The organism is Anaeromyxobacter sp. SG64 (assembly GCF_022690745.1).
Classification (GTDB): domain Bacteria; phylum Myxococcota; class Myxococcia; order Myxococcales; family Anaeromyxobacteraceae; genus Anaeromyxobacter; species Anaeromyxobacter soli.
On the sequence record NZ_JALCZB010000067.1, the window covers coordinates 1 to 23,878 of the forward strand.

Genomic DNA, 23,878 nt, shown 5'->3' on the forward strand with positions numbered 1-23,878 from the left:
AGAGCGCCGCCAGCCGCCGCCGCGCGGGCGGGCGCGGCACGCGCCGCGCCGGCCGCCGCTAGCGAAATCGACCGCGAGTCGCCGTCGCCGGACGGTCCGGGCGCCGTCGCGACGCGCGCGCCCGGCCGCCCCGGAGATCGCAGGCGGGAGCGCTCCTCAGCGCTCGCGTCCGGCCGCCTCGCGCTCCCCGGGCAGCTCGAAGCTGAGGGTGGAGACCGCGATGAGGATCTCGCGCAGGAAGAGGACGAGCGCGGAGACGAACGCGCCCATGGCGGCGATGAACAGCACGGCGAGGAAGATCGAGAAGTCGACGCCGACGAGGTAGCCGACGAAGGCGCTCGCGATGAGCACGCACACGAGGAGCGCGGCGCTCGTGCCGGAGGTGATGGCGAGGTTCACGAGCTGGCGCCTGCGCAGGAGCGTCTCGATCTCCCGCTCGATCCAGCCGAGCTCCTCCCGCGGGAGCTTCGACGCGCGGTCGATGAGGATGCGGACGCGGTCCACGATGCGGGCGAGCCGCCCGGACAGGACCGAGAGGATCGTGCCGATCGCGGTGAGGAGGAACACGGGCGCGACCGCGAGCTGGATCACGCGGGCGATGTCGGTGATGTGGGCGTCGCCTTGCACCCGCTCATGGTAGCCGAAGCTCGCCCGGCGCGCGGCTCCGTCGCCCCTTCCCGCCACGGAACGGGAGGGAGAGGAGGAACAGGAGCACGGCCGCGACGGCGTCCGCGCCGAGGATGTAGACGGGCCACGGGCCGAGCAGGTCGAGGAGCGTCCCCGAGCGCGGCTTCTCGCACAGGTACATGTAGTTCGTGCCGAAGCGCGCGTTCACGGCCCCCACGGCCAGCGCGTAGGCGTTCACGCCGAGGAGCGTGCGCCACCACGCGCCCGGCCGCGGGCGGAGGAGCCCCGCGAGGACCAGGAACAGCACCGAGGCGACGATCGCCCCGTGCGCGAGGAAGAACTGGATGGCGGCGTAGGACGGGAACGGCACGTCCGCCAGGTCCGGAGTGACGAGCGCCATGCCGCTCCCGGCGACGCCGAGGAAGTAGACCGCCTCGAGCGCCCAGGGCCTGAGCGTCGCGAGCGCGTACACCGCGAGCCAGAGCACGACGTCGCACAGGTCGAGCGGCAGCCCGTGCGGAGGGTTCAGCCAGCCGAGCGACACGCCGTGCCGGTACCAGACGAGCTCGTTCACGGCGATCACCGCGGCGATGGCGCGGCAGAGGGGCCGCGCGAGGCCGGGCCGGGCGCGGGCGGCCGCCGCGAGCGCGGCGGCCACGACGGGGACGGCGGCGAGGATCGCGAGGTGCGTCGCGCCGAAGAGGCGGAGCGTGCCCACGGAGGGTGCGATAGCGCGGAGGCGCGCCCGCCGCCCCACCCTCCCCCGTGCGGTCCTCCCCCGGCTGCGCGCGACCGCGCGGGCATCGCCCCGTCCGGTCGCGCCGCGATGACGCCCCGGTGACGCGGTCACCGCAACTCTCGAGAGAGGACGGAGGAGCGGCGATGGCGGGGGAGCGGATGGCAGGGGTGACGGAGGTGGCGCGCGTGAAGCCGCGGCTCCGCGGCGTCTCACACGAGATCGCCGCGTACCTCGCGGCTCCGGCCTGGGCGCTGCTGTTCGTCCACGCGGAGACGGGCACCGCGCGCACCGGGGCGCTCACCTACGGAGCGAGCCTGTTCGCGCTCTTCCTCGCGAGCGCCGTGTACCACCGCCCCACCTGGTCTGCCCGGGCGCGGCGAATCCTCTGGCGCGTCGATCACTCCGCGATCTTCCTCCTCATCGCCGGGACCTACACGCCCCTGTGCCTCCTGCTCGGCGACCGCGGGCGACCGCTGCTCGCCGCGGTCTGGCTCGGCGCCGCCGCGGGGGTGGGGCTCTCGATCGCCTGGGTGACCGCCCCCAAGGCGCTCATGGCCGCGCTGTACGTGCTGCTCGGGTGGCTCGTCGTGCCGGTGGTGCCGGCGCTCCACGCCGCCATCGGCCCCGCGGCCCTGGCGCTCCTCCTCGGCGGCGGGCTCCTGTACACGGTGGGTGCGGTGATCTACGCGCTGCGACGGCCGGATCCGTTCCCCGCGGTGTTCGGGTTCCACGAGATCTTCCACCTGCTCGTGGTGGCCGCGGCGGCCTGCCACTTCGCCGTGGTCGCCGGCGCGATCCGCGCGCTGCGCTGACCGCCCCGAGCCCGCGCCTCGCCGTCAGGTGCGCGCGCGCAGGAGCGCCTCGCGGAGCGTGACGAGCCCGTCCGCGTCCACTCCCCCCCGCAGGCGCGCCGCGATCGCCGCGGCGATGGCGGGCCACGCCGGGTCGAACCACGCGCTCGACGTCCGCCCGCCCTCGTCGTGGACGCGATCGAGCGCGGCGCGGATCTCGACCACCGCCGCATCCTCGAGCCGGTCCGCCTGCGCGAGCTCGAGCGGCACCTCCCGCAGCACCCGGTCGCAGACGCGAGCCGCGAGGACGCGCGCCTCGACGTAGGACAGCCCGCGGATGTCCTCCGCCGTGAACCAGCGCTCGCCCCGGGCGCGGCTCTCGAGCTGCGCCTCGACGTCGGCGACCGGCCGCGCGCGATCGCCGAGGACGGCGCGCGCGGCGCGGAGGGCGCCGTCCGGATCGGCGCCGGGCGCGAGCTCGAGCAGGAACAGCCGGCCGGCGGCGTCCACCTGGGCGCGCGCGAGCTCGGGGAGCAGGGACAGGCGCGCCAGCACGGGCGCGAGCACGGTGCCTCAGCCGAGGCCCGCCACGGGGCCTCAGGAGAAGCCGCTCGCCCGCAGGAGGAGCCGTCGATCGGGGGTCTTCACGCGTGCGACTCTACACCGGCCCCCTCGGGATCCAGGGGCCCGGTGCAGGCGAGGCGAAGGGCGCCCGGAGGCACGGACGCCCGCGACCGCGTCCCGCGTCCGAGCGGCTCCGGGAGGCCACCTCGACGCGGGCCACCGATCGGCCGACGCTCGTTCGCGGAAGGAGGCTGTCGATGCGCTTCGTCACCCTGAACCTGATCTTTGCGACGTGGCTGCTCATCTCCGCCTTCGCGTTCCCGCAGACGCCGTTCTCCACCGCGTTCACGGCCATCTCGGCGCTCGTTGTCGCCGTCGCTGCGTTCGCCGCGCAGGGCAAGCCAGGCCTGCGCTACGTGATCTCGGTGGTCGCGGTGCTGCTCGCGATCGGGGCGCTGTTCCTCACCCACGTCTCGGGCATCGCCCGCGTCAGCAACGCGCTCGTCGGCGCCGTGCTGTTCGCCATCTCGCTCGTCCGCCCGGGGCACGCGGCGACGCCGCAGACCCCCGCGGCCTCGTCGCCCTGAAGGCGCGGCCGTCCCGTCTCCGGACCCCCCGCGCCCGAGCGGCGGGGCCCGCGAACGCGTGCCCGCGGCGCTTCGACGCGAGCGCCCGCCGGCCGGCTCCCCGCCCGCGGGGACCGCCCACGCGAGCCGCCGCGAGGGAGGCGCGTCGGCCGCAGAATGCGCATGTACGGCAAGGAGGACGGGCCATGATCCCATCGCTGATCGAGACGCACCTGCGCGAGAGCCATCGCGGGTACGAGCACCACACCCACCGCACGGCGATGTCCGCGCAGGAGCTCGCCGCTGCCGAGCACGTGAGCGGCCACCGCGTCGCCAAGCCGGTCGTCGTGAGCCTCGACGGCCTCATCGCGTTCGCCGTCGTGGCGGCCACCGACCGCGTGAGCCTCGCGGCCCTCGAGGAGGCGACGGGGCGCCCGGCCGAGCTCGTCGCGGAGTCGGAGTTCACGCCGCGCTTCGAGCCGTGCGAGGCCGGGGCGGAGCCGCCGCTCGCGATGTTCGGCGTGCCGATCTTCGTGGACGAGGTGCTCCTGCAGGAGCGGAAGCTCGTGATGCCGGCGGGCACGCACGAGGACGCGGTCGTGCTCGACACCGGCGAGTGGATGCGCTGCGAGGGCGTCACCCCCATCGCCGGCCTCGGCATGGCGTCCGCCCGCTCCGAGTTCGGCGGATGAGCGCGGCGGCCTAGCGCCACCCGCGCCAACCTCAGGGCTTCAGGACGGCCCGGCCGAGGAGGGTCCCGTCCGCGAGCGCGTCCACGCCCTCCTGGAAGCGCTCGAGCGGGAGCACGCGGTCGACCATCGTCCTCACCCGCCCCTGGGCGACGAGCTCGACCGCCTCCCGCAGCTCGGCGAGCGTGTTCCCCACCGAGCCGAGGACGCTCTGCTCGCCGACCACGAGCTGGATCGGGTGGATCTCGAGCGCGTCCTCGGAGTAGCCGACGAAGACGAGCCGGCCGCGCTTCGCGAGGCAGCGCGCGCTCGCGGCCATCGTCTCTCGCGTCGCGACGAGCTCGAACACCACGTCGGCGCCCCGGCCAGAGGTGAGCTCGCGGACGCGCGCGGCGACGTCCTCCTCGCCGGCGCGCACCGTGGCGTCGGCGCCGAGCGCGCGGGCGGCCTCGAGCTTCCGCGGGGTCCGGCCGACGGCGATCACGCGCGCGCCGCGCAGCCGCGCCACCTGGACGAGCCCGAACCCCACCGCCCCCACGCCGTACACGACCACCCAGTCCCCGAGGCCCACGCGCGCGAGGCCGGCCGCGTGGACCGCGGTGGTGACGCCGCAGCCGATCGGCGCCGCGTCGGCGTCGGAGATCGCGTCCGGGAGCGGGACCGCGTTCCGCGCGGGGACCCGCACGTACTCGGCGAAGCCGCCGTCGGTGACGAAGCCGTGCTCCGCCCGGAGGGCGTCACACAGGTGCTCGTCGCCGCGCAGGCAGTGCAGGCAGCGGCCGCAGCCGGAGTAGTAGTAGACGATGACCCGCTCCCCCACGCGCGCCGGCTCGACCCCCTCCCCCACGCGCTCGATCCGTCCGACGATCTCGTGGCCGAGGGTGAGCGGCGCCACGCCGAGGTCGAGCAGGCCGGACAGGAAGTGGAGCTCGGTGTGGCACACGCCCGCCGCGGTCACCCGGACCCGCACCTCGCCGGGGCCGGGAGCGGGGGTGGCGATCTCCTCGAGCTGCAGCGGCTTCTTCGGACCGTGATAGCGGATGGCGCGCATGAAGGCCTCGGACGTTCGTTTAGGGATCACCGCCGGCTCCAACTAACCGTGCGGACGTGGCCCGGCCACTCTCCATGGCCACGCCGGCCGCTCACTCTCCGCGCATCGGGCAGCCGTGCGCGACCACCTCCACGGTCGCCTCCGGGTGGCGCTCGCGCAGGAGCCGCGCGTAGTCCTCCGCGCGGTCGCGGTTGCGGGTGCCGCAGACGGGCGGCTCGAGCCGCTCGTCCGGCCCGACGAGGGAGGAGGTGCAGGCGGGGCTTCCGTCCACGGTGACGTGCCAGACCATGGCCCCGGAGAATACCTCGACCGGGCCGCGGCTCCGGCTGGCGCCCGGCGCCGGCTTCCGGTAGTCGTGTACCGGAATGACCCCAGGGCAGCGCGCGAACGTGAAGAAGGCGCTCGAGCGGCTCCGCGCCGAGCTCCTCCGGACCGGCCCGGCCCGGATCGAGCCCAACCGGACGGATCCCGCCACGACCGGCGTGGCGGACGAGGACGCGCAGGCGCTCTCCGAGATGCTCCAGGTGCTCGCCTCGCAGCGCAACAAGGGCCAGGCGGAGCTCGTCGCGCGGATCGATCGGGCCCTCGCGAAGCTCGCGAACGCCCCCGAGGACTTCGGGCTGTGCGAGGACTGCGACGAGGAGATCGCGCCCGGGCGGCTCGCGGTGATGCCCTACGCGACCCGTTGCCCGGCGTGCCAGGCGAAGACCGAGCCGCGGCTCGGCGGCACGCGCCGCAAGCTCACCGACTACCGCTGACCGCCGCGAGGGCTACCTTACCGTTCGATGGTCGAGCGGTTCGTCGAGCACTTCGGCTACGGGGCCATCCTGGCGCTCCTCGTGGGAGCGGGCGTCGGCGTGCCCCTGCCCGAGGAGCTCACCCAGCTCACCGCCGGCGTCCTCGCGCACCAGGGCTACCTCCGGTTCGTGCCGTCGGTCGTCGCCTGCTGGGTCGGGATCGTCGGCGGCGACTTCCTCTTCTACTCGCTCGCCCGGCGGCACGGCGACGCGATCATGGAGAGCCGGCCGGTGCGGCGCGTGCTCACGCCGGGGCGGCGCGCGTGGCTCGAGCGGCACTTCGAGCGCCACGCGTTCTGGACCATCGTGGTCGCGCGCCACACCTCCGGGCTCCGCCTGCCGGCCTTCGCGCTCGCGGGGACCCACGGCGTCCGGCGCCTGACCTTCCTCCTCGCGGACGGGCTCTCCGCGCTCGTCTCCGTCCCCCTCGTCGTGACGGTCGGCTACCTCGCCTCGCACCACCTCGCGGAGGCCCACCGCGACCTGCGGCGCGTCGAGCTCGGGATCCTCGCGGCCGTGGCGCTCGCGGCCCTCGTCGCCTGGGCGGTGCGCGCGCGCCGCCGCCGGGCCGCGGCGGTGCGCGGTCCCGGCGAGGCCGTCACGGAGCGGTGAAGTCGATCCGCGCGAGATCCGCGCCGAGCGCGCGCGTGTCCTGGACGCGCACCTCGCCGTCCGTGAACGACAGCACGAAGTCCTCGAGGAACAGGCTGCGCTTCACCGGCGTGCTCGCGTCGGTCCACCAGCCGGAGCACGCGTCGCGCAAGGTCTCGGGCGTCTCCGGCGTCGCGTGCGCCACGCCCCCGAGGTAGGTGAAGCCCGCGTCGGCGCGGACGCGGTAGACCCGCAGCCCGCTGAAGGTCATGAGGTCGCCGTAGCCGCCGGCCGGGTCGCCGCCCTCGCAGATGACGATGGGCAGCGCGAGGAGCGCCTTCTCCGCGAAGTAGTTGAAGGCGAGGTGGTCGGTCACCGCCTGCGAGGTGGACCCGCGCGTACCGATGAGCTCCCGGTACGCGAGCGCCGGCGCGGCGGGATCGGCGACGTCGAAGAGCTGGAGCTGGATCCCGGTGAACCAGGCGAACCCGCCCTGGTCCGACGCGTCGTAGCCGAGGGTGAGGAGGTGGTCCGGATCCATGAGGTGCAGGTAGGTGGAGAAGCCCGGGACCTTCAGCTCCCCGGCGATGGCGGGCGCCGCCGGATCCGCGAGGTCGAGCACGAACAGCGGATCGGTCTTCTTGAAGGTCACGACGAACCCGCGTACGCCGTCGAAGCGGACGGAGCGGATGTCCTCCGAGGGGGCGATGCCGTCCACCCGCCCGACCTCCTCGAGGATCCCGCCCGCGTCCCGCAGCACCGCCACTGCGCTGTGCGCGGCGGGATCCGGCGAGTGGCCGGTCGTGGTGGCGATCCGGAGCGCCCCCGCGTGCTCGTCCAGCGAGAACGAGCTCAGCACCCGCCCCTCGACGACGCCGCTCGCGCGGTACTCGGCGCGCGGCCCGGGTGCGTCCGCGAGCTGGAACGCGTGCACGGTCGTGGCCTCGGGGGAGGCCTCTGGCTCCGCCCAGAACCAGCTCCCGCCGCCGCGCCAGGCGTGCGGCGACGCGACGTACAGCGCCGCCGGCGCGGCGTAGACGAAGCCCGGCCGGCCGAGCACGGTCGTCACGGAGAGCGGGCCCTCGCCGTCCGTCGAGAGCGAGGCGATCGAGACGAACCCGACCCCCAGCCCCTCCGCCGAGGCGTGGAAGCCGGGGCAGGCCCCGAGCACGTCCGCGTCCACGGCGTCGCCGCCGGCGTCGTGGCGGACGTCGCGGACCGCGGGCACGAAGGCGCCGAGCTCCGCGCCCTCGATGAGGGCGCGGTTCGCGCGGCGGAGCTCCTCGAAGGCCTCGCGGATCGCCCGGGGCGACGTGCCGTCACCGCATACGAACGTGCTCGGCCAGTACGCGAGGCCCGGCACCGTCCGCTCGGGCAGCGCGAGGACGGCGTGGACGGACGCGCCGATCCTCCGGGCCGCGAGGTACGAGCCGTTGAAGGTCACCTCGCGGAGCACGCGCGGCCGGGCCGGGTCCGAGACGTCGAGCACGGTGATCTTCGAGGGGTTCCCGTCGCCCGTGGGCACGCAGTCGTAGCCGTAGGTACAGTCGCCGGCCGGTACGGCGACCGGGCTCGCGGTCGTGCCCCCCGGCACGGGCACCCCGCCGCCGCCCGAGGGCGGGACCGGGGTCGGGCCGGGCTCCGGGGGGGGCGCCGAGAGCGACGAGAACACGACGACGCGGCCCTCGTTGAGGAGGAGCCGCCGCGGCGTCCCCTCGACCTCGACCGCCGCGATCCGGTGCGCCTCCGCGGCGGGCCAGGCGTCCACGATCTGGAGGCGCCCGTCGCCGATCGCGTAGACGAGGTTCCCGTCGGTCTTCACGAGGTCCGGCTCGTCCACGCCCGCGACCTGGACGTTCGTGTCGGAAAAGGCCTTCGCGCCGCCCCCGTCGCCCGCGTCGCCCGCGGGCGCGAGGGGCGGGACCGCGCCGCCGTAGGCCCAGCAGCGTCCCTCGAGCGCGGTCGCCAGGTTCGCGTCCAGGGCGCGGTCCATGTCTGCGACGAGGCGATCCCGGAGGGCGCGGGCGAGGTCCTCGCACCCGGCGATGGGGTCGAGGCCGACGCGGGCGATCGCGACCTCCGGCCCGCCCGCGCCGGAGTGACAGCCGGCCAGGGCGAGGCCGGCGAGGACGAGAGCGGCGGTGGCACGCACGGGAGATCCTCCTCGACGAGGCGGGAGCACACGCCGCGTGCGTCGAGGATACGCTCACCCTCCTCGCCGGCCGTCCGCCGTACGGGGGCGGCTCGTCCGGGTCGGCGGCGACGGAGTCGCGGCCGTGTTACCCCGCGCGGCGGGACGCGCCCGGGTCGCTCCCCGCCAGGACCGGCAGCGCGGAGGCGGCGCGCACCGGGAGCTGGATCACGAAGCGGGCTCCGTTCGTGTAGCCGCCGTCGAGGAACATGGCCCCGCCGTGGCGCTCGACGATCTGGTAGCTCATCGCGAGCCCCAGCCCGGTGCCCTTCCCGACGCCCTTCGTCGTGAAGAAAGGCTCGAAGAGGCGCGCCTGGTGCTCCCGCGCGACACCCGGCCCGCTGTCCGCGACGGTGACCTCGATCCGGTCGCCGACCGCGCGCGCCCGGACCGTGACGGTGCCCGCGTCCCCGACGGCGTCGAGCGCGTTCTGGACGAGGTTGTGCCAGACCTGGTTGAGCTGTCCGGGCTGGAAGGCAGTCCGCGGGAGCGGGCCCACGTCCACCTCCACGCGGACCGCCTCCGGCAACCTGCGCGAGAGGAGCGTCGCGGTCGCGCGGAGCCCCTCCCCGGGATCGCCCAGCACCATGCCGGGCGCGTCCCCGCGGATGAAGGCCCGCAGATCGGCGTGAACCTGCCGCACCCGCTCCATCGCCGCGCGCATCATCTCGGTCGCGTCCCGGACGTCCTTCGAGGTGGTGTCCACGTCGAGCTCGGCGCATCGCCGGCGCAGCGCGGGCAGGTCCGCGGCCGTCGCGGCCTCGGCGGCGCGCGCGACCTCGAGCAAGCCTCCGAGCGAGGCGCCGAGCGGGTCGAGGTTGTTGTGGAGCACGTTCAGCGGGTTGTTGATCTCGTGGGAGAGGCCGGCGAGGAGCCGCCCGAGCGCGGTGAGCTTCTCCGAGGCGACGAGGCGCGCCTGCGCGTCGCGGAGCTGCTCGAGCGTGCGCTCGACGTCGGCGTTGCGCATCGCGAGCTCGTGCGACACGACGAAGCCGTCGCGCACGAGCTGGCTGCGCACGAGCGTCATGATCGTCGCGATGACCCCCGCGCTGCCGATGTAGAAGCCGGCCGCCACGAAGTCCGCGAGCTCGCGGGCGTCCGGCCACACGGCGAACCCCGAGGACATCACGGCGAGCAGGAACCCGAACAGCGCGAGGGACCACCGGGCCGGCCAGGAGAACATCGCCCCCGCCCCCCAGAAGAAGAGCGAGAAGCCGAAGACGTAGGCCGGGAAGTGCCGGACGTGCGGCAGCATCAGGGCGATCGACGCGCCGCCCACCGCCAGCGCCAGCACGACCCACGCGCGCAGCCCGCGGGTCGTCCGCGCCCGGCGGATGGCGACCACGCAGATCGAGGCCACCGCGGTCGCCACGAGGCGCATGGCGGTGAAGGGCTGCACCCACTCCGGCTCGAGCAGCGCGTCGAAGACGATCCAGAGCGGGATGAGCACCGCGGAGAGGACGACCGCGGTCGTGCCCTCCCAGCGCTCCCGCGCGAGGCACGAGGCCTCGAAGCCGACCTCGAGGTCCGGGCTCGCGGCTCCGGCGCTCACGGCGCGTCGCCGCCGGAGGCCCCCGCGCGCCGCGCCCGCGCGATCCGGACCTGCTCGTCGAGCGTGCGCTGGAGGGCGTCGCGATCCCACGGCTTCATGACGACCGCCGCGGCGATCCCGGTGCGTGCGGCCTCGGCGAGCTCCGGGTGATCGGGGTAGCCGGTCACCATGACGCGGCCGACCTCCGGGTGCGCCCGCTGCATCCGGACGAGCAGCTCGAGCCCGTTCATGCCTGGCATCGCGTAGTCCACGAGCGCGACGTCGAAGCTCCCCGCGGCCAGCTCGGAGAGGGCCTCGTCTCCGGACAGGGCGAGCGTCGCGTCGTATTCCGCGCGGAACACGATGCGAAACGTGCGCAGGTTGGCGTGATCGTCGTCGACCACCAGGACCCTCGGCTTCGGCACCTCCGCAGGCATACCGGCGCAGGATAGCGGAACCGGGGCGGCGGCCGAAGGGGGCCCGGGCGCCCTTCGCCCGCCGCGGCGCCGGGAGGTCCGGGGCGCCGGCGCACGCGACGGGTCCCCCCCCCCCCCCCGCCCGGGGGCCGGCCGGGGCCGGGGGGGCCGGGGGGGGGGGGGGGGGGGGGGGCGGGCGGGGGCCCCCCCCCCCCCCCCCCCCCCCCGGCGCCGGGAGGTCCGGGGCGCCGGCGCACGCGACGGGTCCCGCCCGCCCGCCCGCCTTGGTCCGGCAGGGCGCCGGAGGGCCGGGGCGTCAGGCGCCCGGCTCGCGGCGGAAGAACAGCGCCCCGAGGGGCGGGAGCGTGAGGGTGAGCGAGTGCAGCCGTCCGTGCGCGCCCACCGGCGCCGCCTCCTGCCCGCCCAGGTTGCCGAAGCCGGCGCCGCCGTAGCGGGACGCGTCGCTGTTCAGGACCTCGCGCCAGAACCCGCCGCGCGGCACGCCCACCCGGTAGTTCTGGCGCGGCACCGGCGTGAAGTTGAGGACGACGAGGATCTCGGGGTCGGCCTCCCCTCCCCTGCGCAGGAACGACAGCACGCTCGCCTCGGCGTCGTTCGCGTCGATCCACTCGAAGCCGCCCGGGTCGAAGTCGCGGACGTGCAGGGCGGGGCTCTCGCGCATGAGCCGGTTCAGGTCCTCGACCCAGGCCCTCACGCCCTCGTGCTGCTCCCGCTCGAGCAGGTGCCAGTCGAGGCTCCGCTCGTGGCTCCACTCCTGGCCCTGCGCGAGCTCACCGCCCATGAAGAGGAGCTTCTTGCCCGACTGCGCCCACTGGTACGCGAAGAGGAGGCGCAGGTTCGCGAACTTCTGCCGGCCCTCGCCCGGCATCCGGTCGAGCAGGGAACGCTTCCCGTGGACCACCTCGTCGTGCGACAGCGCGAGGACGAAGTTCTCGGAGAACGCGTACATCATCCGGAACGTCACCTCGTTGTGGTGGAAGCGCCGGAACACGGGATCGTGGCCCATGTACGCGAGGGTGTCGTGCATCCACCCCATGTCCCACTTCATCCCGAACCCGAGGCCGCCGACGTAGAGCGGGCGCGAGACCATCGGCCACGAGGTCGACTCCTCGGCGATGGTCTGGACGTCGGGGTGCTCCGCGTACACGACCTCGTTGAAGCGGCGGAGGAACGCGATCGCCTCGAGGTTCTCGCGGCCGCCGTAACGGTTCGGGATCCACTCGCCCGCCTTGCGCGAGTAGTCGAGGTAGAGCATCGACGCGACCGCGTCCACCCGCAGGCCGTCCACGTGGTACGCGTCGAGCCAGAACATCGCCGAGGAGAGCAGGAAGCTCCGCACCTCGTTGCGCCCGTAGTTGAAGATGAAGCTGTCCCAGTCCGGGTGGTGCCCCTGGCGTCGGTCCGCGTGCTCGAACAGGTGCGTGCCGTCGAAGTACGCGAGCCCGTGCGCGTCGGTCGGGAAGTGCGACGGGACCCAGTCCAGGATCACCCCGAGGCCCCGCTGGTGGAGCGTGTCCACGAGGAACATGAAGTCCTGCGGCGTGCCGTAGCGGCTCGTCGGCGCGAAGTAGCCCGTCGTCTGGTAGCCCCACGATCCGTAGAACGGGTGCTCGGTGATCGGGAGCAGCTCGACGTGGGTGAAGCCCATCCTCGCGGCGTGATCGGCGAGGAGCGGCGCGAGCTCGCGGTACGTGAGCGACCGGTTCCCCTCCTCCGGGACGCGCCGCCACGAGCCGAGGTGCACCTCGTAGATGCTCATCGGGCTCGCGAGCCCGTTCCGCTCGCGCCGCGAGCGCATCCAGGCGTCGTCGCCCCAGTCGTACGCGAGGTCCCACACGACGGACTGCGTCCCCGGCGCGGCCTCGTGCATGAGGCCGAACGGATCCGCCTTGTCCACCTCGTAGCCGCGCTCGCGCGATCGCAGGTGGTACTTGTAGACCGCGCCCTTCTTCACGCCGGGCAAGAAGCCCTGCCACAGCCCGGAGTCGTCGAGGCGGCGGAGCGGGTGGCGCGCCTTGTCCCAGCCGTTGAAGTCACCGATCACGGAGACGCGCTCGGCGTTCGGCGCCCAGACCGTGAAGGACGCGCCCTCGACGCCGTCGAACGCGCCGAGGTGCGCGCCGAGCGTCCGGTAGGCGCGGTGGTTCGTCCCCTCGTTCCACAGGTGCCGGTCGAGCTCTCCGGGCCCACCGCGCGCGAGCACCTCGCCCGGCGCGTCTTCCTGCGCCCGCCCTGCGGCGCGCGCGGCGGCGCGCGGCGCGCCCCTCGTTCCCTTCCTCGGCAAGCTCTCCTCCCCTTCCCGGTCTCGATCCGACTCGGCGGCGAGGAGCCCGGCGATCCCGAGCAGCGGCAGCCCCACCCACTCCGGCCGGTTGTTGAGCTCGTACGCGAGCTCGTACAGCGCCTTCTCAGTGAGGTGCAGCTCGAGCAGCGCGCGCACCTCCGCGCCGGCCCGGGGGAGGAAGCGCCCGCCCTCGGCGACGTCGAGGTACGCGCGGAGGAACGCCGCCGCGACCCAGGGATACCACACCCGCGCCCACGCCTCGGCCCGGCCCCCGTCCTCGGGGCGACCCCCCGCGCTCGCCGGGCGCCGAGCAGCCCCCTGGCACGACGCGTAGTGGAAGGAGCGGATCATCCCGGCCACGTCCCGCAGCGGCGACCCCTTCGCGCGCCGGGCCGCGAGCGGCGCCGCGGGCTCGCCCTCGAAGTCGATGACGACGAAGTCACGCCCCGTCCAGAGCACCTGGCCGAGGTGGTAGTCGCCGTGCGTCCGCGTGCGCAGCGCGGTGAGCGGTCGCTCGAGGACGAAGCGCAGGCGCCGCTCGAGGTCGTCCTCGCGCGCGAGGATCGCCTCGGCGCGCGCGCGCACGTCCGGCGCGAGCGTCCCGAGCCGCGCGCGGAGGAGCGCGAGCGCGCCGCGGACCTGACGGACCGCCCCGTCGTGGAGCGCGCGCCGGTCCTCCGGCGAGTACGGCTCCGGCCGGAACGCCTCGTCGTCCGATCCGCGCGCGAGGGCGAGGTGCAGCTCCGCGGTCCGGCGGCCGAGCAGCCCGGCCGAGTCGAGCGACGGCGCCGCGAGCGTGCGGAGCTCCGGCGGCGGCGCCCGGCCGGCGAGCTCGACGAGGGGACCGGCGGGAGGCGCGGGCGGCGCGGTGCCGGCGGCGCGCTCGAGGAACGCGGCGAGCTCGCCGAGCGTGAAGGTCCAGGCGTCGCCCTGGTTCGGGACGAACGCCTGCAGGAGCGCCAGCGCGCGGGGCTCGCCGCTCGACGGCCGGTACTCCACCGCGCCGAGCACCGGCGGGACGTTCGGGAACGCGGCCCGCTCGGTGAGGTACTCGCCGACCTCGAGCTCCGGGTTCGCGCCCGCCTCCGTGCGACGGAAGAGCTTCAGGACGAGCCGCTCGCCGAAGCGGATGGAGGTGTTGCTCTGCTCTGCGCCGAGCGGCGCCGGGGCGAGCGCCTCGACCCCGGGCGCCTCGCGCGCGAACGCCTGCGTCGGCCAGGCGACGAGCGTGCCGGCGCGCGCCCGGAACGTGCGGCCGTGCGCGATGGCGTCGAGGAGCGCGCGCGAGAAGGCCGGGTCGCGATCCGTCGCGTAGAGGAGGCCCGGCTGACCGCCGGCGCGGAGCGCCGCGACCCCCGCTCCGGGGAGGTCCGCGCGGACGCGGTCCGCCGCTGCGCCGGAGGCGAAGGCGAGCGGGAGCGAGTAGACCTCCGGCGCGCCCTCGGCGTACGAGACGGCGAGGAGCACGAGGCTCGGCGCTCCCGGCCCCGAGCCGATCCGCGCGACGTCCAGGACCGCCACCCGCAGGATGTGGCGGGCCTTCCCGCCGAACCACCGCCGGCCCAGGAGGTAGCGCGGCAGCACCTCCTCGAGGCGCTCCCGCGCCGGGCCGGGCTCCAGGATCCCGTCCCACGGCCCACCCGTCGTGATCGTCGCGAGCGACTCCTCCATCTGCCCCCTCGGCCCGTTCACATGAAGTAGTCGAAGTCGCGCTCGGTCCGGACCCGGCGGCGGATGCGGAAGATCTGGGCCGGCGCGCTCGCCGGATCGAGCTCCACGTAGTTCCGCGCGCCGTGCCAGAGGTACCGGCCGCCGCCGAGCAGGTCGTGGACCTGGTACGGCTCGTCGCCGCGCAGCCCGAGCAGCTCGAGCGGGAGCTCCAGCCAGCCGGCGTGGACGTGGTGCGGGTCGAGGTTCACCACCACGAGCACGAGATCGGAGAGGTCCTCGCTCGCCTTGGAGTAGGCGATGAGCTGCTCGTTGTCGATCGGGTGGAACGCGAGGCGCTCGTTCGACTGGAGGGCCGGGTGCTCCCGGCGGATGCGGTTCACGCGCGCGATGAAGTCGCGCAGGCTGTCCTCGCGGTCGAGCTGCCAGCTGCGCAGCTGGTACTTCTCCGAGTCGAGGTACTCCTCGCTCCCGGAGCGCACGGCGCGCCCCTCCATGTGCTCGAACGCGGCGCCGTAGATCCCGTAGCTCGCCGCGAGCGTCGCGGCGAGCACGAGCCGCGCCTGGAACATCGGCCGGCCGCCGTACTGGAGGGGCTCGGGGAGGATGTCCGGCGTGTTGGGCCAGAAGCTCGGGCGGAAGAAGTCCTTCACCGGGCTGCGCGTGAGCTCGGTGAGGTACTGCGTGAGCTCCCCCTTCGTGTTGCGCCAGCTGAAGTAGGTGTAGGACTGCGTGAAGCCGAGCTTCGCGAGGTGGTACATCACCTTCGGCCGCGTGAACGCCTCGGCGAGGAACACGAGGTCGGGCCGCGTCCGCCGCGCCTCGGCGATGAGCCACTCCCAGAAGCGGAACGGCTTCGTGTGGGGGTTGTCGACCCGGAAGATCCGCACCCCCTCGTCCGCCCAGTGCAGGACGACGTCGAGGAGCGCCGACCAGAGCGCGCGCCAGTCCGGGTTGTCGAACTCGAGCGGGTAGACGTCCTGGTACTTCTTGGGAGGGTTCTCCGCGTACTGGACGCTCCCGTCCGGGCGGCGCCGGAACCACTGCGGATGCTCCTTCACCCACGGGTGATCCGGCGAGCACTGGAACGCGACGTCGAGGGCGAGCTCCAGGCCGAGCTCGCGCGCCCGCGAGACCAGCCGCCGGAAGTCCTCCGCCGTGCCGAGCTCCGGGTGGATCGCGGTGTGCCCGCCTTCGGGCCCGCCGATCGCCCACGGGCTGCCGACGTCCACCGGCGTCGCCTCCGTGCTGTTGTTCCGGCCCTTGCGGAAGGCGCGCCCGATCGGGTGAATGGGCGGGAGGTAGAGGACGTCGAAGCCCATCGAGGCGACGTATGGCAGCCGATCGACCACGTCCCTCAGGGTCCCGTGGCGGCCGGGCTCGGGCGACGCCGAGCGCGGGAACAGCTCGTACCAGGCGCTGAAGCGACCGCGCTCGCGATCCACCGAGACGACGAGCTCCCGCGCATGGCGCGCCGCGCCGCTGCGATCCGGGTGACGGGCGACGGCGAGCCGGAGCTCCGGATCGAGCGCCTGCCGCGCCCGCTCCTCGAGCGGCGCATCCCCCCGGAGCGCCGCCGCAGAGCCCCGCAGCCGCGCGCCCTCGTCGCCCTCCGCCCGCGCTGCCGCCTGCTCGACGAGCTCGGCCCCGACGAGCAGGTCCACGGGCTCGACCGCGCCGGCCGCCAGCTTCCTCTCGAAGCCGTGCGCCCAGCTCCCGAACGCGTCCACCCAGGCCTCGATCGTGTAGCGGTGCGGCTCGAGCGCCCGGACGGCGAAGGACGCGCGCCAGCGGTCGTTCCCCACCGGCGCCATCGCGACCTCCGTCCAGGAGGGCTCGCCCTCGCGCCGGTGGCGCAGGACGGCCACGAGCGCGTCGTGCCCCTCCGTGAACACGTCCGCCTCGACGACGACCTGCTCCCCCACCGTCCGCTTCACCGGGAAGCGGCCGGCGTCGATCTCCGGGGCGACGTTCTCGATGACGACGCGTGGCGGGCGCTCGGCCGGCGGCTGGGCCGCCTCCGGGCGTGCGCGCTTGGCCATGTCCACCTCTCGGGCGCGGGGCTCGAGTGCAATCTGTGGGTGGCCCACCGCGCCGCGCATGGCGCGCTGCCGTCCGGCGCGGGAGCGGCCGGGCGGACATCTCCCGTTCGCGGGCGGGCAGGGGTCGAGGTTCGAGGTCGAGGTCGGGTCGCGGTCGCGGTCGCCCGCCCCCTCGCCCATTTCCCCCCCGTCCGCCCTCCCGCTCCCCCGCCGTGCAAGGTCTCCGCTCGTGGTCCGTGCTAGCCTCTCGCCGCCTTGTCCCCCCCCGCCCGGCGGCTCGTCCGTGAGGCGCTCGAAGCGCTCGGCATCCGCCGCCTCCTCCTCGGCGTCCACGACGCCGCCTTCCCCACTCTCCCCGGCGAGGACGTGGGCCGCGGCTCGCCCTCGGCCGACGGCGCTGTCGAGCTGCTCGAGCTCGCCTCCGCGCTCGGCTTCGACGGCCTCCAGCTCGGCCCCTCGGGCGCCACCTCCGCGTCGAATCCGTCGCCCTACGACGGCACCCTCTTCTCTCGCAATCCGCTCTCGATCGCGCTCGCGCCGCTCACGCGCCCGGAGTGGGCGTGCCTGCTCCGGGAGGAGACGCTCGCCGAGCTCGTCGCCGCGCGGCCGGGCGGCGACCGGGTGGCGTACGGTTACGCGTTCGCCGCGATGCGGCGCGCCCTCGCAGAGGTCGCCGCGCGGTTCCGCGCCGCGCGCGCGGCGGGCGCGGGGGGCCCTGTTGCGGAGCTCGCGGCGCGGCTCACGGCATTCCGCGCGGAGCACGCCGGCTGGCTCGTCCCGGACGCGCTGTACGAGGTGCTCGAGCGGGAGCACGGTGGCGCGAGCTGGCGCGCGTGGCCGAGCCGCGAGGACCGCGAGCTCTTCGCCCCGGGGCCCGGCGCCGGGGCGGCCGGCGCGAGCCGCCGGGAGGCCCTGCTCGCGCGCCACCGCGGCGAGGTCGAGGACCACGCCCTCGTGCAGCTCCTCGCGCACGAGCAGCACGCCGCGTTCCGCGCTCGCGCCCGCGCCCTCGGGCTCGCGCTCCACGCCGACCTCCAGGTGGGGATGTCCGAGCGCGACGTCTGGGCGGCGCAGGGGCTCGTCCTCGACGGATGGCGCATGGGCGCGCCGCCGAGCAGGACCGACCCGGAGGGCCAGCCGTGGGGGTTCGCGGTGCTCGATCCGCGCGGCTACTTCGAGACGGACGCGTCGGGCGGGCGCGCGGACGGGCCGGTCGTCCGGTTCCTGCGCGCGCGAGTCCGCAAGGTGCTCGCGGAGCACGACGGGCTCCGCGTCGATCACCCGCACGGCCTCGTCGCGCCGTGGGTCTACCGCGCCGGCGGCGAGCCCGGCGCGGCGGTCCGGGCGGGGGCGCGGCTCTTCTGCTCTCCCGAGCTGCCGGAGCTCGCCGCCCTCGCGATCGCGCGCGCCGACCAGGTGAACCCCGGCGTGCCACGGCACGCGGACGACCGGGTGGTCTCGCTCGACGAGGACCAGGTCGCGCGCTACGGGGCGCTCTTCGACGTGATCATGGATGCGGTGCCCGAGCCGCGCGACGTCGCCTGCGAGATCCTGAGCACGCAGCCGTACCCGCTCGCGCGCGTCATCGCGCGGCACGGCCTCGGCCGGTTCCGCGTGACCCAGAAGGCGAACCTCGACGATCCTCGCGACGTCTATCGCGGGGAGAACGCCAAACCCGAGGACTGGATCATGCTCGGGAACCACGACACGCCCACCGTGTGGACGAAGGCGGAGCGCTGGGTCGAGACGGGAGCGTCCGGGCGGCACGCCGAGCACCTCGCGTCGCGTCTCCTCGCGGAGAACGAGGATCGCGCGGCCTGGGCGCGCGCCATCGCGGCGGATCCTGCCGCGCTCGCGCAGGCGCGCTTCGCGGAGCTGTTCGTCGGGCCGGCGCGGCACGTGATGGTCCACTTCACGGACCTCCTCGGCTCGCGAGCGCCGTACAACGTGCCGGGGACGGTGTCCGGCGCGAACTGGTCGCTCCGCATCCCGCACGACGTCCGGACCGAGCACGCCGCGCGCGTCCGGGCGAACCGCGCGCTCGATCTCCCGGGCGCGCTCGCCCGGGCGCTCCGCGCGCGGGGCGCCGGGTTCGTCGCCCTTCACCGCGAGCTCCTCGCCGGGCTCGACGCCGCGGCGCGCCCGGCGCGCTGAGCGGACGCTCGGCAGGCGAACGTCCCGCCGCGGGCGGCCGACGGCGCCGGCAGGCCAGCCGCACCTCGCCGCGCTCGCGAGCGAGGCGCTCGACCGCGACCTCGACCGCCCACCCATCCGTCACCCCGGCCGCGGCGCCGGCTTCCCCGCACCCTCCCCGCTCACCGGGATCCCGCTCATCACGTGCTCGGCCAGCGCCGTGATGGTGAGCGACGGGTTCACGCCCAGGTTCGCCGGCACGAGGCTCCCGTCCGCCACGTAGAGGTCCTCGTACCCGAAGATCCGCCCCGTCCGATCGCACACCCCGTCCTCCGGCGTGGCACCCATCGTCGCGCCGCCGAGGATGTGCGCCGTGCTGGAGGCGCCGAGGAACACCTCGTGGAGGCCGCTCTGCGGGACGCCGCCCATCTTCCGCGCCATCCGCGCGGCGAGGGCGTTCGCGAGGGGCATGTACGTCGGGGGCCGCGCCTGGCCCCGGGCGAGCTCGCTCGAGAGCGCCCTGCCCCAGGGCCGCCGCGCGAGCCGCAGCCGCATGTGGCTCGAGAGCGGCTGCATCACGAGGAGGATCGCCGTGCGTCGCGCCCAGCCGAAAGGCCAGTGGGCGCGGACGAAGTCGAGGGGATGGCGGACCGCGTTGCCGAGCCAGCGGAGCCAGCGCGGCCAGGGCGGTCCGGCGCCGGTGAGGTGCGTCGACAGGAGCGCCATCGCGTCGTGGCCCTTGCCGTAGCGGACGATCTCCACGTGGGTGTCCGCGTCGGCGTCGATCCCGGAGGTGATGGCGATCCCGCGGCTGTAGTCGACGGCGTCCCCCCGCGCGGTGACCGCGAGGAGCGCCTCGCTGTTCGTCCGCACGTAGTCGCCGAGCGGCGCGGCGAGGCGCGGGAGGCTGCCGCGCTCCCGGCAGCGCAGGAGCAGGTTCACCGTCCCGAGCGCGCCGGCGGCGAAGACCACGCCCCGCGCGCGGAGCACCCGCGTCCGCCGCGAGAGCGGGCGCGTGGAGCGGACGGTGCGGACCTCGTAGCCGCCGCCCGGCGCCGGCCGCACGTCGAGGACCTTCGTCTCCGGGTGGATGACGCAGCCGCGCCGCTCGGCGAGGAAGAGGTAGTTCCGGTCGAGGGTGTTCTTCGCGCCGTGCTTGCACCCCGTCATGCAGCCGCCGCACAGCGTGCAGCCGGTGCGCGGAGGCCCCTCCCCGCCGAAGAACGGATCCGGATCCGTCCGGCCCGCCTCGCCGAAGTACACGCCCACCGTGTGGCGCGCGAACGTGCTCCCGCGCCCCGTCTCCTCCTCCACCACCTGCCGCAAGAGCTCGTCGGCCGGGAACGTCTCCGGCGCCGGGGTCGCCCCCAGCATGAAGCGCGCGGTCCTGTAGTGGGGCGCGAGCGACGCCGCCCAGTCCACGCCCGCCGGCCAGCGCGGGTCCTCGAACGCGCGCGCCGGCGGCTCGAGCAGCGTGTTCGCGTAGACGAGGCTGCCACCGCCCACGCCCGCGCCGTGCAGCACGAGCACGTGCTTCAGGACCGAGATCTGCTGGATGCCGTAGCAGAGCAGCCGCGGCATCCAGAGGGACTTGCGGACGTTCCAGTTCGTGGCCGCGAAGTCATCCGGACCCCAGCGCTTCCCCATCTCGAGCACCGCGACGCGGTAGCCCTTCTCGCTGAGCCGGAGGGCGGAGACGGCGCCGCCGAAGCCGGAGCCGATGACGATGAAGTCGTAGTCGAGCGCGTCGCGCACGCCCGCAGTCTGCCAGAGCGGGCGGGCCGCGCGCGAGCGGAGCCTCGCCTGCCAGGGCAGCCGGCCCGGGTCCCGGTTGCGCCGCCCGCGAGGGCCCCCGCCCGTCCGCTGGAAGGGCGGCGCCGCGCGCGCTCCCGTGGCCAGGAAGTGAACGTCGCTCAGCCGCGCCCGCCCGCGCCCGCGCCGATCACCTCGTGCGCGACCGCGAGGAAGCGCTGCACCACCGGGCGCGGGTCCTCGGGCCGGTGGATGGCGACGAGGCGCGTGCGCGGGGCGGGGCTCCGCAGCGGCCGGTAGACCACGCCGGGGAGCCGGACCGTCTGCGCCGACTCGGGGACGAGCGTGATGCCGATCCCGGCCGCGACGAGGGCGACGGTGGTCGACAGCTCGAGCGTCTCCTGCGCGACCTCGGGGCGGAAGCCCGCCGCGCGGCAGGCGTTCACGACCTCGTCCGCCCAGCCCGGCCGTGGCTGGCGCGGGAAGAGCACGAACGGCTCCTCGGCGAGCGCGTGCAGGGAGAGCGCGCGGCGCGCGGCGAGGGGGTGGCGTGCCGCGAGCGCCACGACGAGCGGCTCCTCCGCGAGCGGGTCCTCCCGGAGCGTCTCGTCGCCGACGGGCGGCCGGGCGAGGCCGAGCTGGATCGAGCCCGCCCGGATCGCCGCCACCTGCTCGGCGGTGGAGAGCTCGGTGAGCGTGAGCGCGATCTCGGGGTGGCGCTGCCGGAACGTCCGGACGAGGCGCGGGAGCAGCGCGTAGGTGGCGGACGCGACGAACCCCACCGCGAGCGACCCCACCTCGCCGCGCGCCACCCGGCGCGCCGACTCGGCCGCCCGGGAGACGCGCTCGAGGATGCCCCGCGCGTCCAGCAGGAAGGTCCCGCCCGCCTCGGTGAGCCGGACCCGCCGGTTCGTCCGGAGGAACAGCTCGAAGCCGAGCTCGCGCTCGAGCTGCCGGATCTGCTGGCTGAGCGGCGGCTGCGCGATGTGGAGCCGCGCCGCGGCGCGGCCGAAGTGCAGCTCCTCGGCGACGGCCACGAAGTAGCGGAGGTGTCGGAGCTCCACGGTGAGACCTCCAGAGTATCATTCGCGACGAAAGATATATTGGACGTCTTGCTGACCGCCGCGGCAAGTTCACGCGTCCCGGGCCGCGCCCGGTCAGCGATGCCCTCCCGCCCTCTCCCGCCCCAGGCTCCCCGGCCACCCGGCCCGGTCGCCGCGCTCCTCTCGCTCGCGCTCGCCGGGATCTGCGCGTTCCTGAACGTCTACGCGACGCAGCCGCTCCTGCCGCTCCTCGGCGTGGCCTTCGGCGTCTCCAAGGCCGCTGCGGCCCTCACGGTGAGCGCCCCGCCCATCGCCATCGCGCTCGCCTCGCCGTTCGTGGGCGCGCTGGCGGAGCGCGTGGGGCGGCGCCGGCTCATCGTGGGGTCGCTGTTCGCGCTGTCCGTCCCCACCCTGCTCGCCGCGACGGCCCCCGGCATGCGGTCGCTCCTCGCGTGGCGGTTCGCGCAGGGCCTCGCCGTCCCGGGCGTGTACGCCGTCTCGATCTCGTACGTCGCGGCGGAGTGGGCGGAGGGCGGCCTGGCGCGCGGGATGGCGATCGTCGTGAGCGGCAACGTCGTGGGCGGGTTCCTCGGCCGCGTGGTCGCGGCGCTCGTGGCCGAGCGCGCTGGCTGGCGCGCCGCCTTCGTCGCCCTCGGCGCGATCACGCTCGCGGGCGCGCTCGCCGTCGCCCGCGGCCTCCCGCCGGAGCGCCGCCCGGCTCCGCGGCGCGGCCCGCCGCTCGCGGCGCTGCGCGCCCTCGCCGGCCGCCTCGACGATCCGCGCCTGCTCGCGACGTTCGCGGTGGGCTTCAACGTCCTCTTCACGCTCGTCGCCACCTTCACGTACGTGACCCTCTACCTCTCCGAGCCGCCGTTCCGGCTCGGGGCCGGCGCGCTCAGCTGGATGTTCTCGGTCTACCTCGTCGGCGCGCTCGTGGTCCCGTTCGCGGGCCGCTGGATCGACCGCGTCGGCCCGCGCGCCGGCCTCGCCGCGGCGCTCGCCGGAGCGCTGGCGGGCGGGGGCCTCACGCTCGTACATTCCCTGTGGGTGATCGGGATCGGCCTCGCGCTCTCGTGCTCCGCCGCGTTCGTGAGCCAGTCCGCCTCCACGAGCCACCTCCAGGCCGCCGCGCCCGCCGAGATGCGCTCCGCCGCCTCCGGTGTGTACGTCTCCTGCTACTACCTCGGCGGCAGCGCGGGCGGCGCGCTCCCCGCGCTCGCGTGGCACGCGGGCGGCTGGCCCGCCTGCGTGGCGCTCGTCGCCGTCGTGCAGCTCGCGACGCTCGCGCTCGCGCTGCGCTTCTGGCGGCGCCCCGCCACGGCAGTCGCCCCCTCGGCCGCGGCGGCCTGAAGCTCTCCTCCATCCTGCGCGAACGGAGCCCCTCGGGCGGGCGTGGCGCAGGCCGCCGCCCGCTCACCGGGCGCCGCTCCGGCCGCGCCAGGTCCGCGCGGGCGAATGCGCGAGGGGCTTTGCGGCGCCGGTCGCGGATCACCACCGTCGAGCCGACCCATCCACGCGGGCGTGCGCGACACGCCGCGGAACCATGCCCGGACGCGAGTCCGGAAGGAGCGGTCATGGCGAACGAGAACCCGGCGGGAGCGGAGCAGAAGAAGGCGCAGGGGCAGGCGGGGGGCGAGCAGCGGGCGGCGAAGGCGGGCGAGACGCCGAAGCAGCAGGGGATGGAGCGCGCCGGGGAGCAGCGGACGGGCGGAGGCCTCTCCCGCAGGGAGGCGCGAGCGCCGATGCTCCGGGGCTCCGATCTCTTCACGATGAGCCCGTTCTCGCTGATGCGCCGGATGATGGACGACTTCGATCGCATGTTCGAGGACGCGGGGTTCGGGATGGGCGGGCTCATGCCGCGGGGTGAGCGGGGGGGCGAGGCGCTCTCCCGCGGCGGGCTCTGGACTCCCGAGATCGACGTCCTCGAGCGCGAGGGCCACCTCGTGGTCCGGGCCGACCTGCCGGGGCTCTCCAAGGACGATCTCCACGTCGAGGTGAAGGACGATGCGCTCGTCATCGAGGGCGAGCGCCGGCGCGAGCAGAAGGAGGAGGGGGCGGGGTTCTACCGCTCCGAGCGGAGCTACGGATCCTTCCGGCGCGCCATCCCGCTCCCCGAGGGCGTGGATCCCGAGCAGGCCGACGCGCGGTTCGAGAACGGAGTGCTCGAGGTCTCCCTGCCCCTTCCGAAGGGACGCGCGCAGAGCAAGCGCATCGAGATCCGGGGAGGCGGCGAGGGGAAGAGCGTTCACTGACCGCGGCGGCTTGCCGCGCGCGCAGCTCGGCGCACCGGCGCCCGCCGGGGGGCCGCAGAGCCCCGTCTTTGCAGCGGCGCCAGGCGCTCCGGAGCGACTGCGACGCGCTACCCTCGCGCGCCGATGGAAC

The 23,878-nt window shown here is 75.2% G+C and carries 20 protein-coding genes; 8 read left to right on the forward strand and 12 right to left on the reverse strand.

The annotated features are described in order from the left end of the window. Window positions 1-156: 156 nt before the first annotated feature. Window positions 157-627 (reverse strand): DUF2721 domain-containing protein, encoded by a 471-nt coding sequence (locus tag MNZ29_RS17165; RefSeq protein WP_242340311.1) that lies wholly within the window; start codon window positions 625-627, stop codon window positions 157-159. Between the two features lie 4 nt (window positions 628-631). Next, window positions 632-1,345 carry a TIGR02206 family membrane protein gene (locus MNZ29_RS17170; protein ID WP_242340310.1) on the reverse strand — a complete coding sequence of 238 codons (714 nt, stop codon included), beginning with the start codon at window positions 1,343-1,345 and terminating at the stop codon, window positions 632-634. Between the two features lie 164 nt (window positions 1,346-1,509). On the opposite strand from MNZ29_RS17170, the gene MNZ29_RS17175 reads away from it, so the two are divergent. Beyond that, window positions 1,510-2,178, forward strand: a complete 669-nt coding sequence (locus tag MNZ29_RS17175; RefSeq protein ID WP_242340309.1) for a hemolysin III family protein — start codon at window positions 1,510-1,512, stop codon at window positions 2,176-2,178. Between the two features lie 24 nt (window positions 2,179-2,202). Here MNZ29_RS17175 and MNZ29_RS17180 read toward each other — a convergent pair whose 3' ends face one another. Beyond that, entirely contained in the window at window positions 2,203-2,724 is a 522-nt protein-coding gene (locus MNZ29_RS17180) for a hypothetical protein (protein ID WP_242340308.1), read from the reverse strand. A gap of 254 nt (window positions 2,725-2,978) precedes the next feature. Here MNZ29_RS17180 and MNZ29_RS17185 point away from each other — a divergent pair, with 254 nt between their 5' ends. Further along, on the forward strand, window positions 2,979-3,308 hold the full coding sequence (locus MNZ29_RS17185) for a hypothetical protein (protein ID WP_242356069.1): 330 nt from the start codon (window positions 2,979-2,981) through the stop codon (window positions 3,306-3,308). Window positions 3,309-3,493: 185 nt separating this feature from the next. Continuing rightward, window positions 3,494-3,979: an aminoacyl-tRNA deacylase gene (locus MNZ29_RS17190; protein WP_242340306.1), complete on the forward strand. Its 486-nt coding sequence runs from the start codon at window positions 3,494-3,496 to the stop codon at window positions 3,977-3,979. A 31-nt stretch (window positions 3,980-4,010) separates the two neighbouring features. On the opposite strand, the gene MNZ29_RS17195 is transcribed toward MNZ29_RS17190, so the two are convergent. Together MNZ29_RS17195 and MNZ29_RS17200 are read right to left on the reverse strand one after the other, a co-directional pair. Next, window positions 4,011-5,027 (reverse strand): zinc-binding dehydrogenase, encoded by a 1,017-nt coding sequence (locus MNZ29_RS17195; protein WP_242356071.1) that lies wholly within the window; start codon window positions 5,025-5,027, stop codon window positions 4,011-4,013. A gap of 91 nt (window positions 5,028-5,118) precedes the next feature. Continuing rightward, entirely contained in the window at window positions 5,119-5,316 is a 198-nt protein-coding gene (locus MNZ29_RS17200; protein ID WP_242340304.1) for a hypothetical protein, read from the reverse strand. Window positions 5,317-5,392: 76 nt separating this feature from the next. On the opposite strand from MNZ29_RS17200, the gene MNZ29_RS17205 reads away from it, so the two are divergent. Together MNZ29_RS17205 and MNZ29_RS17210 are read left to right on the forward strand one after the other, a co-directional pair. Further along, a complete protein-coding gene (locus MNZ29_RS17205) occupies window positions 5,393-5,785 on the forward strand; it encodes a TraR/DksA family transcriptional regulator (RefSeq protein WP_242340303.1) in 393 nt (130 codons plus the stop codon). A 27-nt stretch (window positions 5,786-5,812) separates the two neighbouring features. After that, a complete protein-coding gene (locus MNZ29_RS17210; RefSeq protein WP_242340302.1) occupies window positions 5,813-6,436 on the forward strand; it encodes a DedA family protein in 624 nt (207 codons plus the stop codon). On the opposite strand, the gene MNZ29_RS17215 is transcribed toward MNZ29_RS17210, so the two are convergent. The 5 genes from MNZ29_RS17215 to MNZ29_RS17235 all read right to left on the reverse strand — a co-directional run bounded on the left by MNZ29_RS17215 (window position 6,423) and on the right by MNZ29_RS17235 (window position 16,568). Continuing rightward, a complete protein-coding gene (locus MNZ29_RS17215) occupies window positions 6,423-8,567 on the reverse strand; it encodes a beta-propeller domain-containing protein (RefSeq protein ID WP_242340301.1) in 2,145 nt (714 codons plus the stop codon). The genes MNZ29_RS17210 and MNZ29_RS17215 overlap by 14 nt on opposite strands. A gap of 127 nt (window positions 8,568-8,694) precedes the next feature. Beyond that, complete coding sequence (locus MNZ29_RS25040) at window positions 8,695-10,158, reverse strand: sensor histidine kinase (RefSeq protein WP_242356074.1); 1,464 nt, start codon at window positions 10,156-10,158, stop codon at window positions 8,695-8,697. Beyond that, complete coding sequence (locus tag MNZ29_RS17225) at window positions 10,155-10,562, reverse strand: response regulator (RefSeq protein WP_242356076.1); 408 nt, start codon at window positions 10,560-10,562, stop codon at window positions 10,155-10,157. The genes MNZ29_RS25040 and MNZ29_RS17225 overlap by 4 nt, the downstream gene beginning before the upstream one ends. A gap of 307 nt (window positions 10,563-10,869) precedes the next feature. Continuing rightward, complete coding sequence (glgB, locus tag MNZ29_RS17230) at window positions 10,870-14,529, reverse strand: 1,4-alpha-glucan branching protein GlgB (RefSeq protein WP_242340298.1); 3,660 nt, start codon at window positions 14,527-14,529, stop codon at window positions 10,870-10,872. A gap of 17 nt (window positions 14,530-14,546) precedes the next feature. After that, window positions 14,547-16,568, reverse strand: a complete 2,022-nt coding sequence (locus tag MNZ29_RS17235; protein WP_242340297.1) for an alpha-1,4-glucan--maltose-1-phosphate maltosyltransferase — start codon at window positions 16,566-16,568, stop codon at window positions 14,547-14,549. A gap of 255 nt (window positions 16,569-16,823) precedes the next feature. On the opposite strand from MNZ29_RS17235, the gene MNZ29_RS17240 reads away from it, so the two are divergent. Beyond that, window positions 16,824-18,722: a 4-alpha-glucanotransferase gene (locus tag MNZ29_RS17240; RefSeq protein ID WP_242340296.1), complete on the forward strand. Its 1,899-nt coding sequence runs from the start codon at window positions 16,824-16,826 to the stop codon at window positions 18,720-18,722. 120 nt (window positions 18,723-18,842) lie between these two features. On the opposite strand, the gene MNZ29_RS17245 is transcribed toward MNZ29_RS17240, so the two are convergent. Both MNZ29_RS17245 and MNZ29_RS17250 read right to left on the reverse strand, forming a co-directional pair. Next, the gene (locus tag MNZ29_RS17245) at window positions 18,843-20,456 is read right to left on the reverse strand and encodes a GMC oxidoreductase (protein ID WP_242340295.1); all 1,614 of its coding nucleotides are present in this window, start codon (window positions 20,454-20,456) and stop codon (window positions 18,843-18,845) included. A gap of 158 nt (window positions 20,457-20,614) precedes the next feature. Further along, the gene (locus MNZ29_RS17250) at window positions 20,615-21,517 is read right to left on the reverse strand and encodes a LysR family transcriptional regulator (protein ID WP_242340294.1); all 903 of its coding nucleotides are present in this window, start codon (window positions 21,515-21,517) and stop codon (window positions 20,615-20,617) included. A gap of 99 nt (window positions 21,518-21,616) precedes the next feature. On the opposite strand from MNZ29_RS17250, the gene MNZ29_RS17255 reads away from it, so the two are divergent. Together MNZ29_RS17255 and MNZ29_RS17260 are read left to right on the forward strand one after the other, a co-directional pair. Next, on the forward strand, window positions 21,617-22,846 hold the full coding sequence (locus MNZ29_RS17255; RefSeq protein WP_242356078.1) for an MFS transporter: 1,230 nt from the start codon (window positions 21,617-21,619) through the stop codon (window positions 22,844-22,846). Window positions 22,847-23,070: 224 nt separating this feature from the next. After that, entirely contained in the window at window positions 23,071-23,748 is a 678-nt protein-coding gene (locus tag MNZ29_RS17260) for an Hsp20/alpha crystallin family protein (RefSeq protein ID WP_242341203.1), read from the forward strand. The last annotated feature ends 130 nt before the right edge of the window (window positions 23,749-23,878 follow it).

Excerpts from the sequence above, each read along its gene's own strand:
- MNZ29_RS17190 (WP_242340306.1), top strand. The coding sequence starts at position 3,494 with ATGATCCCATCGCTGATCGAGACGCACCTGCGCGAGAGCCATCGCGGG.
- MNZ29_RS17195 (WP_242356071.1), bottom strand. The coding sequence starts at position 5,027 with ATGCGCGCCATCCGCTATCACGGTCCGAAGAAGCCGCTGCAGCTCGAG.
- MNZ29_RS17235 (WP_242340297.1), bottom strand. The coding sequence starts at position 16,568 with ATGGCCAAGCGCGCACGCCCGGAGGCGGCCCAGCCGCCGGCCGAGCGC.
- MNZ29_RS17260 (WP_242341203.1), top strand. The coding sequence starts at position 23,071 with ATGGCGAACGAGAACCCGGCGGGAGCGGAGCAGAAGAAGGCGCAGGGG.
- MNZ29_RS17200 (WP_242340304.1), bottom strand. The coding sequence starts at position 5,316 with ATGGTCTGGCACGTCACCGTGGACGGAAGCCCCGCCTGCACCTCCTCC.
- MNZ29_RS17255 (WP_242356078.1), top strand. The coding sequence starts at position 21,617 with ATGCCCTCCCGCCCTCTCCCGCCCCAGGCTCCCCGGCCACCCGGCCCG.
- glgB (WP_242340298.1), bottom strand. The coding sequence starts at position 14,529 with ATGGAGGAGTCGCTCGCGACGATCACGACGGGTGGGCCGTGGGACGGG.
- MNZ29_RS17205 (WP_242340303.1), top strand. The coding sequence starts at position 5,393 with ATGACCCCAGGGCAGCGCGCGAACGTGAAGAAGGCGCTCGAGCGGCTC.
- MNZ29_RS17210 (WP_242340302.1), top strand. The coding sequence starts at position 5,813 with ATGGTCGAGCGGTTCGTCGAGCACTTCGGCTACGGGGCCATCCTGGCG.
- MNZ29_RS17185 (WP_242356069.1), top strand. The coding sequence starts at position 2,979 with ATGCGCTTCGTCACCCTGAACCTGATCTTTGCGACGTGGCTGCTCATC.
- MNZ29_RS17175 (WP_242340309.1), top strand. The coding sequence starts at position 1,510 with ATGGCGGGGGAGCGGATGGCAGGGGTGACGGAGGTGGCGCGCGTGAAG.